Consider the following 13,981-nt stretch of genomic DNA (forward strand, 5'->3'; position numbering starts at 1 on the left):
CACACGCCACCTGCGCCTCCACACCTCCGCCTCGTCGGGAAATCCAGCAGAGGTCGGTCGCACAGAGAGTCCCTATTCGGACTGTTGGGTCAATCACCGTTACACAATTTGGTACATATTTTTGTTAGACACCTCACTCCAATCGGCGAACATGCTGAATCTGGCAGTCCGGATTTGGACTCCTGCGGGCGGAGGCAGCGATGACCGAGACGGTGGCGGTAGTGCTGAGTGAATGCCGAGAGCCGGGCATCCCAGACTAGCGCAACGGGATGCCCCAGATGTCGCACATTCCAAAGAGCGCCCAGGCGCGCTCGCGCTCGTAGGCGCTCTCCGCCTCGATCCGCTCGATCGCGGCCCGGGCACGCTCCCCCGCCGCGACGAAGGCATCAATGCGCGGGTCCAGCGTCCGCAGGCGCATGGTGAGCCTTAGCCTGCCAGCGACGGGGAGCGCGCGGAGACGGCCGAGCGCAGCGACTGGACGGACGCCGCGACGTCGCCCACTGCCTCCGTCAGGTCGACCAAGGTCTCGATGAGGTCGTCGAATCCCGACCCCGTCCCCTCCGCCTCCTGCGGGGCGAGCATCGCCACGATCGCGTGTAGAACCCGGTCCTGCGTGTCGAGCCGCCGCATGATCTCTGCAGTGTCCATCCTTCACCTCCCTGAGTTGCAACTTATCGATCCTCGCGCGGACCGTCGCAGCCGCGATCCTCGCCCCCTCGAACCTCTTGCCGGCCGCACCAAGCAGGCGTGTCGCGAGATGCGGCGTTCCGCTGCCGTCGACGACGACGGGTCCGGACCTGCCGGCCGCCAGGCTTAGCCCGTGTCTCGCGAGCGCCGCCTCGAAGCCCGGGCCATCCTCGCTCGAACGCCACGCGTCGAGCGCCGCCCGCCGCACGTCGTCGAGGGCGATCCCGGTCCTCTCCTGGATCAGCCTCTCGACCGGAGACAGCGCCGCTACCGGCCGCTCGGCATCCGTCGAGCCCGAGGCGACGAGCCAGTCCGCCACGTCGGACCTGCCGTCGTCCCGCAGGGTACGCTCGATCGCCCGGGCGTGCTTCGACGGCACGGGGGCCAGCCCATGCTCGAACTCCACGATTCGCGAGACCTTCTCCCGGCGAAGATAGTCCCACCGCAGGTCGACGACCGCGCCGGACGGCCGCACAAGGCTGTAGACGCGATGTTCATGCCGGCGTCCGTGCTTGACGTGGACCACGCCACAGTAGGGCTGATTTGCCAGGCGGAACTCCGTCTCGAACATCGCCCACCAGCGCGTCCGCGCCGCGGCGTCGTCGCCGATCCACCCTTCGGGATCGACGTGCACGTGATAGACTGGCTGGTCCGTCCGACCCGCTGAGGACAGCGCGACGAGCTCCCGTAGTTGCCGGACTAGGTCTTCGGAGCCCAAGCCCCGGGCGGGGATGACCTCGACCGAGTCGTTCTCGGATTTGACGAGATGCAGCGCCAGAGCGTCCCCGCCGCGTCCCCGCATCGCCCCGGAGATCATCGCCCAGGGCCCCGGGCGACGAGGGGTAGGATTGCTTCACGCGCCGCTGCCAAGCTCGCCTTCGCCGACGGTAGGTCCCGGAGCGCCAGGGCGTGCCCGATCGAGACGAGCTCGCGCAGGGCCGCGACGAGCGCCACTGTGTCCGGGGCCGGGCGGTGGACCGGGCGCCCACTTCGGTAGTCGACCCGCGACCGCAGAGACAGCCGCTCCATAATGAGGCGGCGCACCCACGCCCCAGCGGTGAGCCCGTCCGCCTTGGCGGCCTCCGCCACGGCCGCCCCGAGGTCGCGGCTCATCCGCGTCACGAAGCGCAGCTCAAGGCCGCCGGCAGGCTCCGGGGGTACACGGGGCGTAGCCCCTGGCAGCACAGCGCTCGAAGAGGGCTGGTGGAGAAGATCGCCGGGAACACCTGGGATTATCTCCATGGCTGGCTTAATCTCCATTATTCTTTCCTCCTTCTACAGTTGTCATCCTTCGACTTGTCATCTCCTCGGCCCGAGGGGCGGGGATACTTCCTCCTCGGGTACGGGCACCGGCGCTCCCTGCGTCTCCACAGTCCCACGGCGCGCACGCTGGCGGACCCGCTCCATGGCGGCCCGGCGGCGGGCCGCGAGGGCGTTGGCGACGTCGACCGGGTGGTGCAGCGGAGCGGGCGGATCCCATCCGAGCCTCGCGGCGATGTCGACCTGGCTGTCGATCGCCTTGAGCGCCGCCTCCCAGCTGTCGAGGTCAGAGGTCCACGTCCGCCGGGCGTGTGCCAAGGCGGCGGTGGCGGTCATGCTGTCGCCCGGGCGCCAAGGGGGGCGACGGGTGAGGTGCAACACACGCTGCCAGGCTGCCAGGTCGGGGCCCATCGCCGCGAGGATCTGCTCGCGGTCCCTGGGGTGCATGTTGTCCCACGTCCTGGCCTCGACGGCCCTTGCGTATCGCACGCACGCGGTGTGGAGGCCGATGTCGCGACGGGGCGCGGGGCAGGCCGGGACGGGTTCCGGGACGCGAACGGGATCCCGGGGTTCGGGGGGCGGCGTCGTGCACCTGGCCGGGGTGTACCCCCCGAACCTAAGCGCCAGCTGGACGATACGGGTGAGCATGCTGTCCTCCACGGCGGCCGCATGACCGCCATGGCTTTCAGTGTCCCACCCCGCGTGGTTACTTGCCGGGACAAGGGTCGAAATCAGGGCTGAGGATGCCAAATTCGGCGCTGGCACTGCCGTGACAGGCGTCTTTGGACGCCTGCGAGCGCCATTTGGATGTGGAATCCCCCGTCCGCGCGCGAATCGGTCGGGTGATCCCCTCGCCTTCAGGGATCACGCGTCGGCACGCCCTGTCCGGACGTGTAAGACGTGGCCCCGGTCTCCCGGGGCCCAGGGGCTCAAGCTGCCTCGGCCATCCGGGACTGGAGGGCGGTGAGGTATCCCGCCGCCCGGGAGGCCGCGGAAGCCGCGGTGAAGATCGCCTCGGGGTCGCTGCGGAGCAGCTTGATCCAGGATCCGATGTAGCTTGCGTGTGTCGGATGCGGCTCGGCCTCCAGCCCGAGCTCGGCCATCAGGAAGGCGCTTCCGAGTTCGGCCACGAGCTCCTCGGCGGCGTAGGCCTGGCTCTTGAACCGGCCGGTGAGATTTCTGTCGAGGCGTCCCTTGGCCCCGCTCCAGTGCGTGAGCTCGTGCGCCATCGTCGAGGCGTAGCCGTGGGCTGTTGGGAACCAGGTTCTGCTCGGGATCCGGATCAGGTCTTGGGCCGGGAGGTAACAGGCCATGTCACCGCCGGGGATCACTATCGCACCTGTGCGCTCGACGAACCCGTCTAACACCTCGGGCAGGTTCCACTCGCTCGCCGGCAGTGGCTCCCCGGTCTCGGGCGCACCCTCGACCTGCGCGGCGTTGAAGGCGTAGCTGGCCCGGGCCACGAAGCGCTTCCGGTCCTCGCCGTTGGCGTCCTCGTACTCCGTGAAGAAGACGACTAGGGTGCTGCGCTCGCCCTTGCGGACCTGGGCCCCGAGCTCGGCCCATTGCCTGTATGTGGCCCAGCGGTCGTCGGAGTACCCGGAGGCCTGCGCGCCGATCCAGAGGCTCAGGACGTTGATCCCGCGGTAGGGGCGACCCGTCAGGGCGTTGCGGGGGAGTCCTCCGCCGGTGCGGTGCCAGGGGCAGGTCCACTGTCCGGCCTCGCCGGCTTCCATGGTGGCGATGATCTTGCCGGTGACTGCCTGGTGGACGTCGAAGGCCATGTCGCTCTCCCTCGGCCACCCGATGCGGCCTCGATGGGAGGCGATGGAGACAGGCGAGGGCGACCCGCACGCGCAGCGCGGGAACGGAGTGGACGACCCCGCAGGGGTTGAGGGGAACAGCTCCGGCTGCCGTATGACCCCAATTCGAGAGGCCGCACGGTGCGCGCCGGGGATGGCTTGGCCCGTCCCGTCACTCTGGACTGAACGACGGGCATGGCTTGGTGAACGGCAGGGATATTAGGAGCTACCCCATGTAGTGCCAGCACAAGTCCAGGCTCACGATCTCACCGCCCGGCGACGGGCCTTTCACCACCGCGTGGCGCATGCACCCCTCGCATTGATCGAGCGGGTCCATCCGACGGCGGCCGACGATCTCGGGCGACGTGGCATGTGGCCAGGTGGCGTTGAGGCTGAAAGGCGCGAAACGGGCAGAGTGGGGCATGGCTGTATCGTCTCCTTGAGGAGATCTTTCGTGCGAGCACCATAGAGTTCGACCTGCCGACAGGGGATGCCAATAGAGGCGATGTCATCCCTCCCGAAGGTCCAGGGATAACAAGTCCGGGTCACGTCGGCTGAGAATTCGCGTCATCGCTGCGAATCGGACGTAATCCCCCGGGGTAAGGGGGATGACACGTGCGCCCGCTGTACGCCTGACGTGCGCCTACGGGCAATCCTGGAAAGTCTTCCCAACCCCGATATAGCGATAGCGCGTATCGTTGAATCGGATCGATCCGTCTGGGGTCACGGTGAGCTGTTCGTTTAGCGTGACGATGCTCCCGCCGTTGGCGTAGCACCTCGCCGCCCGGACCCGACCCTGCGAGAACCTAACCCCGGAGCAATCCAGGCCATCGATCGCGGCGTGCCCCCCGGCACTGACGGTGATTGGCGCCCCATACCCGGCCGGCGCGCAGTACATGCCGAACCGGGGGTAGGGATCGGCTGCTGCCAGGCCGGCCACCGACAGGCACTGAAGCGTGATGGCGCAAGCCGCGGCGGTCCGGACCTGTCTCATGGCACCATCCTCGGTCCTCGAAGGCGTCTGGCTAGCGTCCTGCCAAGAGCGTCCCCGGGCATGCAATCGGAAGTCTCGGAACTGGTTAGGGTTTCATTGAATGGTGGGAAGCCGACCCGTCCCGCTCGCGGTGGACCAGAGTGGTATCTTCGAACCGGGACGTCGAGAGGCGGGTGATGGCGGGACCTGCCGAAGCGCGGGGGGGCGGCCACGATCATCGGGGAAGTCCTCGCGCAAGGACGCGCCGACTGCCTCGCCGACGCGAAGCTGGCCGACTGAATCCTCTCCGCTCTCGAAGGCAACGGGCTTAGGCTGTGTGACGGCCCGTCGACGTGCGACCCGGCCTTCTGGAAGACGCGCTGGCCGATCCCGCACGCAGAGGCCCGCGAGGCCTCGCGTCGCCTGATCAACTCGCACTTCCGCAACCCGGACCAGCGCGCGTGTCGATCTCCGCCAACCCCGACCGTGACGACGACCTAATGCTGTTAAGCTACATCAAGCAGCGCGAGAGTGCGGAGGCTCGGACCTAATGGGCGACCTAACCGTCCTCGTCTGCTCTGCCGGATCGGCTTTGCTAATGCTAGCAGTCCTCGCGACGGGGATCGCCTCGACGCTGGAGCGAACGGATTTCCGCAGCACGCCGAAGGACATCTTTAAGGAACGGCACCTCACACGGTGATGGGCCCTGACGGTGAGCCCAACGCCTTGGCAGAGCGGAGACTCGGGCAGGTGGAGTGCGCCGCGGGTCCGATTCTGGACCGCGTGGTTGTCCACACGCGTACAAGTCACACTCCATTGTCGCTTGGCCGGGAACTGGCGCTTAAGCAGGATCGCAGACCATTAGGGCTCCATATGCTGGTGCCTGTATCCGATGCCCCTCCTGGTCCCTCGCAACCACGTCCCTATTACGTTCGCAACTGTCTTCCTTATCGCGTGCATCCTCTATTATCAGACTAATAAATCGGATGAGGATCCGAGAGACGAGTATTACGAGCGGTATTTCCTACCAACGGCCGGATACACGAGACCCGAGCCATATGAGGCCAACTGTGGATCGCGCGCGACCGGTGTAAGTCCCATCATTCGGCATGAATTAGTGGCGGTAGCCCTTGAGATTACACCAAGTTCGGAGAAGCCCATAAACCCATATGTTTACGACGCGGTACGCATTGCTTTCAGAGATCTGTACGGCGCCCCCTTCAGCAAGCCCATAGACAATACGTCCTCAAGCGGGCCTGATCCTTTTTATCATCTCATCCTGACGCTTCGACCGCCATATAACACATGCCTTTCACCTGAGAACGTGAACCGGTGCTTGAACGGCGGACTGCTACGTGCAGCCTCGCCCCTGCCGGACGGCTTCAGCATGTCCTTCCCCAGCTTCGAAGACGACGCCAAGACCCGCTATCGGCAGGCCCTCGCCGAGGGGCGCCTCGGCGCCGTTGCGCTTGAGGAGAGCGGACACGTCACGCCTATCCCCGACTACTTTTGGCGCTCGGAAGCCGCAGAGGCTGTTTTCCTCGAAGACGCGGCGATCACCTTCCAGGCTGACGGCCGCCATGTCACCGGGCTCCCTCTGGTGGACATCATGGCGCTGCGGGACGGTTGGCGCTCCGCCCTCACGGGTGCGCCTGCGACCATTGGCATGACGGAACGCAGCTACAGCCCGTACATCGACTTCCTCATAGACGTCGTCCGTGACCTTGGAATGGTCGACGGCTACGATGCTCAGGGCAACCGGATACCGGTCAAAGCTCTGAGTGACCGCATCGTGACCATGTGGAAGAAGCGGCACAACGGAAGGGAGCCGATCCCCTACAGGCTCAATATGATGACCACGATGCTCCGGCACTCCGATCACGCGACAGGTGGTGCTCTGTCGAAGGAGGCGCTAGCAGCAGTCAATGTCCTCCGAGAGAAGCAGGCAGCTGAAAGCCCGAACAAGAGGACCCGCGGACGCGCCAAATAACCGATATGGCGCAATGAGTTAAAGCTTTAAGCGTGCGTTTTTAAAGCTATGACGCAACACTTCGGCCCTGCTCTGAGCGATCCTTCGACCATCGTAGCTCCCAAGGCTACTTGGTTCGGAGGACAGCAATGGCCAAGCAAAAGTCGCTCGATCTGCGGGATGAGCCCGCACTCACTACTGGACCTGCGGCTCGGCACATTGGAGTTGGTCACTCAACTCTTAACAGGTGGCGCCGTGAAGGCCGAGCGCCCGCGCATATCACCCTCAGCTGGAGGAAGTTCCTCTGGCCGAAGCGTGACTTGGACGCCTTCATGGCGGCCCGTCGGGTCGAAGCCGCCGCCCCTGCCTCGAACGAGGAGGGTCGGTCGTGAAGTTTGCCAACCCCACACCTACGACGGTCCGGGCCCTGGTCGATGTGCTAGGCGAGCACGTCAGCCCACTCCTCGCGTTCGCGGCGCAACGCCGATGCGTTCTGGGTCTCCACGATCAGAGTCCCGCATCCTTCGTCGTCCCAACTGCGGCGCCGTGGGTCGTCATCATCGGTGATGACCCGTTCCCACAGGGTCGGGCGCGTGGCCCGGGCGCCTTCCACAGCGTATCCGTCGCCACGCTCCTGAGGAGCGCCTTCATCGCGACGCTCGTCGTCAGCGAGGCTGATGCCGACGGCTACGACGCGATGGCAGCTCTCGCGATCTCAGGTCGCTCGTCGGTGATCATCGAAACCAATGCGGCGCACGCGGTCGCTTGGGTAGCGTTCGCCGAAGCCGTCGCCCCGGGGAAGCTCCACGCCTTCCGTGGCTTCGAGCTGATTGGGCGTACACGGTGAGCGCGCCGACGTCCCAAGATCGACGCTCTGCATCTGGGTGGCGGCGGCCGGTCTACCGGCTGCCCCTCCTCAGGGTCGTGTGCGGGCATGGCGTTGACCTGGTGGTCATTCATCCCGCTCCACGCCCGGCGAGGCTCCCCGGCGCCGGCCCGTTCGTCGCCATCGTAGACGACCGACCTCTGTCCCGGGGGCCGGCCGCCTTCGACCTGGGCCCGCTCCGGACCCTGCTCCGGAGGGCGCGTGGTGCGCTCGTGCTGACGGGCGACTGCGCTCCCTCGTACGGCGTGGCGGCCTCCGTCGCCGCCTGCCGCTCTGTCTCGATGTTCCTCGTCGAGACCACGCCCGACCACGGCGAGCAGTGGTGGGCCTCGAAGAACGCCTTCCGCGAAGTCAACACTCCGAGCGATACGCCGCTTCCCCCTCTTCGACAAGCCTTCATCAACGCCTGCTTCCACCAGCCGTCGGCCACCGAGGCCCTGCTGGCGGAGCTGGCTTTCCCCGCCGTCGCCGACTGGAGGACGCGCTCGTGAGCAGCCGCTACGTCGAAACAAAGGCGGCCCGACAGGCCGTCGCCGGCCGCGAGGCTGAGATCGTCGAGGCACTCGGCGTCGCCTGGACCCCGGGTCGTCGCGGGCACATCGACTGCCCTTACCCGGATCACGGGGGGAAGGACGATTGGCGCCTTACCGAGAGGGGGCGGGCGATCTGCACCTGTACGGGCAGCAAGAGCGACGACGTGTTCGCCATCGCCGGCAAGATCGAGCGCCTCAATTTCACTGATGCCAAGATTCGCTGCGTCGAGATCGTCGGCCGCGCCGACCTAATTCGCGAGCGCTTGAAGGGGGACGCGTTCCAGGCGACCGATCCCGATAGCCTGATGCAGGCTCCGGCGGGACGACGCCGGGATGCCCTGGTGCGCACCTATCTGGCGCATCGCCTCGGGATCGAGCCCGAGGCGGTCCCGATGCCGGCGACCCCGGTCATCGGCCTGCGCGCCCTGACCTACTTCGATGCGCCCGAAGGCAGGGCCAAGCCGATCAAGGTCGGCGCGTACCCGTGCGCCGTATTCATCCAGGTCGACGCCCAAGGTCGGCGGCATGCCCATCGGATCTACCTCGCGCCCGCCGGCGCCGGAAAGGCCGACCTCGGCTTGCGCGCCGACGGCGAGCGGCGCGACCCGAAGAAGTCGGCGCGCAACCTCGGCTCGGAAAGCACCGCCGGCCGGGTGGTCGTGTGGGGTGAGGCCGAGTCCGCACCCTGGTGCATCCTCGCGGAGGGGGTCGAGACGGCGACGGCGGTGGCCTTCGCGTTCCGGCCCGAGATCGAGCGCGGTGAGCTGTACGTGGCCGCCGGCGTCACCGCGAGCGGTGTCGAAGCGTTCCTGCCGTGGGCGGCGACGGAACGCGTCATCGTCGCGGCCGACCGGGATGAGGCGGTCGACGGTGACCGTCCCGGGCCCTCGCGGCGCGGTGAGCGCGCCGCCCGGGTGTTCTGCACTCGCCAGGCGGGACGGCTGGCGCTCGCCATCGCGCTGCCGGGCGAGCCCGACACCAAGGCCGACTGGCTCGACATTCACGGGACCGGGGGACCCGAGGCGGTGCGCACCGGGATCCTCGCGGCCGTGGACTACGTCCCGACCGCCGCGGACGGCGCCGTGGAACGCCGCCGCGGCGAGGACCGCGAGGCGCTGGCGCAGGTCGCCCGCGACTACCCCGTGCCCGACCTCGCCGGTCTCACCCTGGCCTACCAGCGCACACGGGATGGCACAGTCTGGCTGCACCAAGAAATTACGACGCGCGAAGGCGTCGTGATGGTGCCGGTCGCGACACCGTTCGGGGTGCTCGCCCGCCTCAGGTTCGCCGATCAGGGGAACGCCTACGGCCTTCGCGTCGCCGTCCAGGATATGGGCGGTCACCGCCGCGAGATCGACATCGGCCGCGAGACCCTGGGCAAACAGGCCGCCGCCGAGACGCGCGCCCTGCTGTTCGGCGAGGGGCTGCGCACGGACGACGAGGGCGAGACTATCGCCGTGCGCTGTCTCAAGGCGGCCAACCCGGGGACCGAGATCTCCATCGTTGGTTCACCCGGCTGGCACAGCCTAGCTGACGCAGATGCCCGCTTCTTCGTTTGCCCGTCGGGCCGGATCGCGGGGGCCCCGGCGGAGGGCGCACTCGAACTCTCGGCCCAGTCCCGCATCGGCGAAACGGTCGCGACGGGCGGGACGCTGGAGGGCTGGAAGGCCGCCATCACCGTGGCCGCGAGCGTCTCGGGCTGCCCGCATTGGACGATCGGGGCGCTAGCGGGGTTTGCCGGGCCGCTGATCGCGCTCCTCGGACTGGACACATGCGGGCTCAACCTCTCGGGGCGCAACAGCGGCGGCAAGACCACGGCCCTGCGCCTAGCGGTCTCCGCCTGGTCGCGCGCGACCACGCATCGGCGCGACAGTCTGCTCCAGACGGCGCGTGCGACGGCCAACGGCGTCGAGGCGATGGCGTCGCGTGCCAACGCCACCATCCTCGCCCTAGACGAGCTCGGCCATGTCGACGGCACAGAGCTGGGCAAGATCATCTACAGCCTCGCCAGCGGAGTGGGAAAGTCGCGCATGAGCGCCGCCGGGGCCCTGAGGCCGAGCCACACCTGGTCGACCTTCGTGTTCCTGTCGTCCGAGAAATCGCTGGAGGAGAAGATCCGCGGTGATGGCGGCGAGTGGTACGGCGGGATGGCGGCGCGCATCCCCGACGTCGACATCACAGGCGTCGACCGGGCGGTCGATGCGGCCGTGCGCGCCAGGATCCAGGCCGTGGACGAGCACTTCGGCCATGCCGGTCCCACCTTCGTCGCCGCCCTAATCGAACACGGTGGGGTCCGGCAGGTTCAGAAGATCCGCGACGGCATCGACGAGAACGTCGCCGTCCTCGCAGGCCTCGATGCGGACGCGTCCCTGAAGCGGGCGGCGCTGCCTTTCGCCATCCTGACGGCGGCCGGCACTCTGGCCCAGCGGTTCGGGATCCTGCCCGACGGCCTCGACATCCACGGTGCAATCCACTGGGCCTGGGGCCGGTTCCGGGCCTCGACCGACGCCATGGCGCTGGACCCCGAGACCCAGGCGACCGCCCTTCTGCGCAGCTACATAGCGCAGCACTGGGACTCCAGCATCTACTCGACCGAGCCCATGGAAGGGGGCCGTGCGCCCGGGCAGAAGGCCCGCGGCTGGTATGATGCCGAGACCGTCTACATACCTCGCGAGGACCTTGTGGCGGCTGCCGGCGGCACGCTCAAGGAGGTGGAGGTCGCCCGGGCGTTGGACCGGCAGGGGTTCATCGCCAAGCGCAAGAGCGAGCGGCATCTCTGCGTCGCCTACGTACCGAAGCTCGGGAAGGTAGCGGCCTACGCGCTCTGCCGGAAAGAATTTGGGCGCGAGGCGCGTAGGGCGGCGTTCTCTGGCCATGACGGGGCGTGGGGCTGATGGATTTTGCAGCCTTCGCCCGAGACGTCGCCGCCGATCTGGCCGCGGCGCGGGAGGTCGTTCGTCCCACATTTTCCACTCCGGGGCCGAGTGGTGGGAACGACAATCCCTCGCAAGATCAATGCTTTACCCGCACTTCCCACGTTTCCCCCTCCGCAGGGATGGACGGTGCCGTCAATCATGCGCGACGCGCCGCGCCCACGCCTGGGGCTGCGAGCGAGCGCGCGCGCGACGGTGCCGCTCTCTCTGAAATGGTGGGAAACGTGGGAAGTGTGGGAAGTGCTAGCAGAAGCAGAGACTTAGTTTGTCCATCCCGCGACGTTGAGGTGGGAAAGACCAGGGTGAGTGGGAAACCTGCGCCAGTGCGGGCTCCTCCTACGTCGACCAAGTCAGGTATCGACGCCCCCACCTTCGACGAGCGTGCCGCCTTCCTTGAGTACGAATGTGGGCTGACACGGGACCGGGCCGAATCCCAGGCCCGTGCCGAACAAGCGGCCGGCGTGCTCAGCGCCGATGAAGCGCCGTCGGAAGGTGTCGGCCTGTGGCGGGCGGGCCTTGTGGGTCTCAGTCCGCATCGGCCCCCCTGCCCGGACTACCGACCCGGGGAATGGGCGGTCGTCCATGCACGTGCCCTCGCCTTCCTCGACGCGTTCGGAGCTCAGGCCGAGGCGCTCGAATGGACTGCATCGCGCCTGTTCGGTGTCCACCCCGAGATCGGCACCGCCCGCGTCGATTGCTGCGGCGGCCTGGCGCTGGGCATAGGGGGGCCGGTGCTGGCGATCACCAGGACCGAGATCCGCTTCCGGTTCCTGACTCACCGCATCAAGCCGGGGCAGCCCACAGGCGTGTCGATCTGGAACTTCGGACGGTAGACAGTTTTGCGCGCTTGGGCTGTCGATGCCAGCCTTCGCGGACAGCTGGATACGATGGCTCAGGTGGGCTTGCTTTGGGATCAAGAGCTACTCGACCAACGCTGTTTGAGCCCCCCTGCCTGCACGAGCTGCCTTGCCATCTCGCAACCCTCGTTTTCGGACCTGTTGGGACGAGCAGCCGAATGACCGAGTTGGGAGGATTGCCGCTATTCCGCTTTCGAGTAAGATTCGCTGAAATGGGACACCATCGTTGCGCCCGCCGTCAACTCGCGACTGGTATTGGGGTTTCTGCCTAAAGTCCGATTAGTGAGAATTAAATTTCATATATATCTCCCAATATAAATGTATCATATGAAGTTACTGCCACCTCATGTCATCGATGATAATGCAAGGAGGTTATTTTGCTTGACCAAGAGTCCACCAGCAATTTATTGAAAAAAATTGAAAGAGTCGCCGCAGACAGATCAATAGTTATTCCAAAGCTCACAACCTATCCTAACCAGCAGATAATCTATGAGCGTTATTTGAAAAGCGTCGGCCGAAGCGCCAAAGATGTAGATAAAATGATCGATTTTAGCAAATACCCAGATGATGAAAAAGATTTATATATTAGCAGTCTTCAACAGGTTTTAGATAATCATGAAAAAGTAAGCGACGAAGACCTTGCACTGATACTGCAAAAATTTCGGTCTGTGTTCTCAGAGGAAAGTTCGTCTCTACTCCTAAGACTAATTTGTAAGCCTTTTATTGAAGATCCACACAATAACCTTATCGGCATGAAAGACAATTTGGCAATTGGCGTCTTTCCATTTCGATGGTTTAATGGGCAATCTACCCGAATTGATAACTCAGCTATATGTCTCGCAGCTACTGGTGCAATAGACTTAATTGAAATATTTTGTATCTTATTTTTTACATCACAGACCGATATGAAATACGCCTTAGAAAATATGAGGAGAGCAATCAAATTCTATGTAGAGAATGAAGCGGTAGACCCGGTGAGGCATGATCTTGCAAAAGGAAAATATGATTTTTCTAAAAAGCCACGCCTCGATATACCCCTAACCACTGCAGGCGAGCAATTCTTATTAGCACACGAACTTGGTCATGCCGCCTTGGGGCATATCAAATCATCTAAAATGCACGCGCTTCCTACACTGAAAAATTCTGGAAACGGTGCGCACGATGAGAGTAATACATTTGTTATCTCACCTTCGCATTATATGGAATATGCTGCCGATATGTGGGCGCTTGATGCGATGCTGCGTGTTGGCAAGCAGGCGAAAAATTACGAACTAGGCCCGTTTTACTGTGCTGGAGCATCGGTTTTTCTCGGCCTAGCTTTGTTAATTGAATCGGCCGCTCGGTCCGTTGGTGCCGAGTTTGACGATTCACACCCTCCGGCTTTGAACAGGTTGTACATAATCGAACGGGGGCTCGAACTAACAGGGAACCACAAGGACGCATTTTTGGCGAGACGCGTCCTTGAGTTTATCGAGAAGGTCGGTGCCGGCTTCGATAAATTTTTCATGCCCCCGCTAATGTCTGGCTCACTTAATTCTATTGCTTTAGAGGTAGTCGAAAATTTAAAAATTGACTGCTCAAGAGCGCCCTATGACTTAAGGAAATATCTTTTCTGAGCGAAAATCATCCCCATTCATTTTTGCAAATACGCCTGAACCCAATTCTCGAAATCAAGATTGCTATTATAGATGAAGCGGCAGTCGTGGGCGAAAAACTAAGCAGCGGAGTAATTGCAGCTAAAAAGGCCGTAGTGTCTTCGCTTGTTGATAGGTCTTCAAGTAGCGAATTTCCACACATTATCTTTTTTAATTCTGACAAATGACCTTTGAGCCAGCTTTTACCCAATTCACTTTTCTGTTTTTTCGAGACTTTTCTACCCATCTTTGTCTCAGAAAGTATCTCGCCGCCAAGCGCGGCAAATAACTCTTCTTCTTCAGTTAGATGCAAATCATAAGTCATTTTTGGTTCCATAGAACGGCAGGTGGATTCTTAAATCATTTTGCAATAAATCATACCATGAAGACAAGCACTCTAATGTCCGTATGGACAACTGCTCACCTGCCGTGATCGAAGCCAAAGGC

13 protein-coding genes are annotated in these 13,981 nt (G+C 63.9%); 7 read left to right on the top strand and 6 right to left on the bottom strand.

Annotated features, from left to right (window positions below; all coding sequences use genetic code 11):
* Nucleotides 1-256 precede the first annotated feature (256 nt).
* The 5 genes from ACLBX9_RS07080 to ACLBX9_RS07100 all read right to left on the bottom strand — a co-directional run bounded on the left by ACLBX9_RS07080 (nt 257) and on the right by ACLBX9_RS07100 (nt 4,173).
* Nucleotides 257-1,504 (bottom strand): relaxase/mobilization nuclease domain-containing protein, encoded by a 1,248-nt coding sequence (locus tag ACLBX9_RS07080; protein WP_447718418.1) that lies wholly within the window; start codon nt 1,502-1,504, stop codon nt 257-259.
* A complete protein-coding gene (locus ACLBX9_RS07085; RefSeq protein WP_447718419.1) occupies nt 1,501-1,800 on the bottom strand; it encodes a hypothetical protein in 300 nt (99 codons plus the stop codon). The genes ACLBX9_RS07080 and ACLBX9_RS07085 overlap by 4 nt, the downstream gene beginning before the upstream one ends.
* Before the next feature lie 186 nt (nt 1,801-1,986).
* Nucleotides 1,987-2,394 carry a hypothetical protein gene (locus ACLBX9_RS07090; protein ID WP_447718420.1) on the bottom strand — a complete coding sequence of 136 codons (408 nt, stop codon included), beginning with the start codon at nt 2,392-2,394 and terminating at the stop codon, nt 1,987-1,989.
* Nucleotides 2,395-2,876: 482 nt separating this feature from the next.
* On the bottom strand, nt 2,877-3,731 hold the full coding sequence (locus ACLBX9_RS07095) for an ArdC family protein (protein ID WP_447718421.1): 855 nt from the start codon (nt 3,729-3,731) through the stop codon (nt 2,877-2,879).
* Between the two features lie 244 nt (nt 3,732-3,975).
* On the bottom strand, nt 3,976-4,173 hold the full coding sequence (locus ACLBX9_RS07100; RefSeq protein ID WP_447718422.1) for a hypothetical protein: 198 nt from the start codon (nt 4,171-4,173) through the stop codon (nt 3,976-3,978).
* 1,441 nt (nt 4,174-5,614) lie between these two features.
* Between ACLBX9_RS07100 and ACLBX9_RS07105 the strand changes: the two genes are divergently transcribed.
* From ACLBX9_RS07105 to ACLBX9_RS07135, 7 genes are all read left to right on the top strand, one after another.
* Nucleotides 5,615-6,712 (top strand): hypothetical protein, encoded by a 1,098-nt coding sequence (locus ACLBX9_RS07105; RefSeq protein WP_447718423.1) that lies wholly within the window; start codon nt 5,615-5,617, stop codon nt 6,710-6,712.
* A gap of 128 nt (nt 6,713-6,840) precedes the next feature.
* Nucleotides 6,841-7,083 (top strand): helix-turn-helix transcriptional regulator, encoded by a 243-nt coding sequence (locus tag ACLBX9_RS07110; RefSeq protein WP_447718424.1) that lies wholly within the window; start codon nt 6,841-6,843, stop codon nt 7,081-7,083.
* A complete protein-coding gene (locus ACLBX9_RS07115; protein WP_447718425.1) occupies nt 7,080-7,538 on the top strand; it encodes a hypothetical protein in 459 nt (152 codons plus the stop codon). The genes ACLBX9_RS07110 and ACLBX9_RS07115 overlap by 4 nt, the downstream gene beginning before the upstream one ends.
* A 251-nt stretch (nt 7,539-7,789) precedes the next feature.
* On the top strand, nt 7,790-8,068 hold the full coding sequence (locus tag ACLBX9_RS07120) for a hypothetical protein (protein WP_447718426.1): 279 nt from the start codon (nt 7,790-7,792) through the stop codon (nt 8,066-8,068).
* Entirely contained in the window at nt 8,065-11,004 is a 2,940-nt protein-coding gene (locus tag ACLBX9_RS07125) for a DUF927 domain-containing protein (protein WP_447718427.1), read from the top strand. The genes ACLBX9_RS07120 and ACLBX9_RS07125 overlap by 4 nt, the downstream gene beginning before the upstream one ends.
* A 500-nt stretch (nt 11,005-11,504) precedes the next feature.
* Nucleotides 11,505-11,876, top strand: coding sequence for a hypothetical protein (locus ACLBX9_RS07130; RefSeq protein WP_447718428.1), 372 nt, complete (start codon nt 11,505-11,507; stop codon nt 11,874-11,876).
* Between the two features lie 401 nt (nt 11,877-12,277).
* The gene (locus ACLBX9_RS07135; RefSeq protein ID WP_447718429.1) at nt 12,278-13,516 is read left to right on the top strand and encodes a hypothetical protein; all 1,239 of its coding nucleotides are present in this window, start codon (nt 12,278-12,280) and stop codon (nt 13,514-13,516) included.
* 7 nt (nt 13,517-13,523) lie between these two features.
* Here ACLBX9_RS07135 and ACLBX9_RS07140 read toward each other — a convergent pair whose 3' ends face one another.
* A complete protein-coding gene (locus ACLBX9_RS07140) occupies nt 13,524-13,859 on the bottom strand; it encodes a hypothetical protein (protein WP_447718430.1) in 336 nt (111 codons plus the stop codon).
* Nucleotides 13,860-13,981 lie beyond the last annotated feature (122 nt).

This window comes from Methylobacterium sp. A49B (assembly GCF_053346215.1).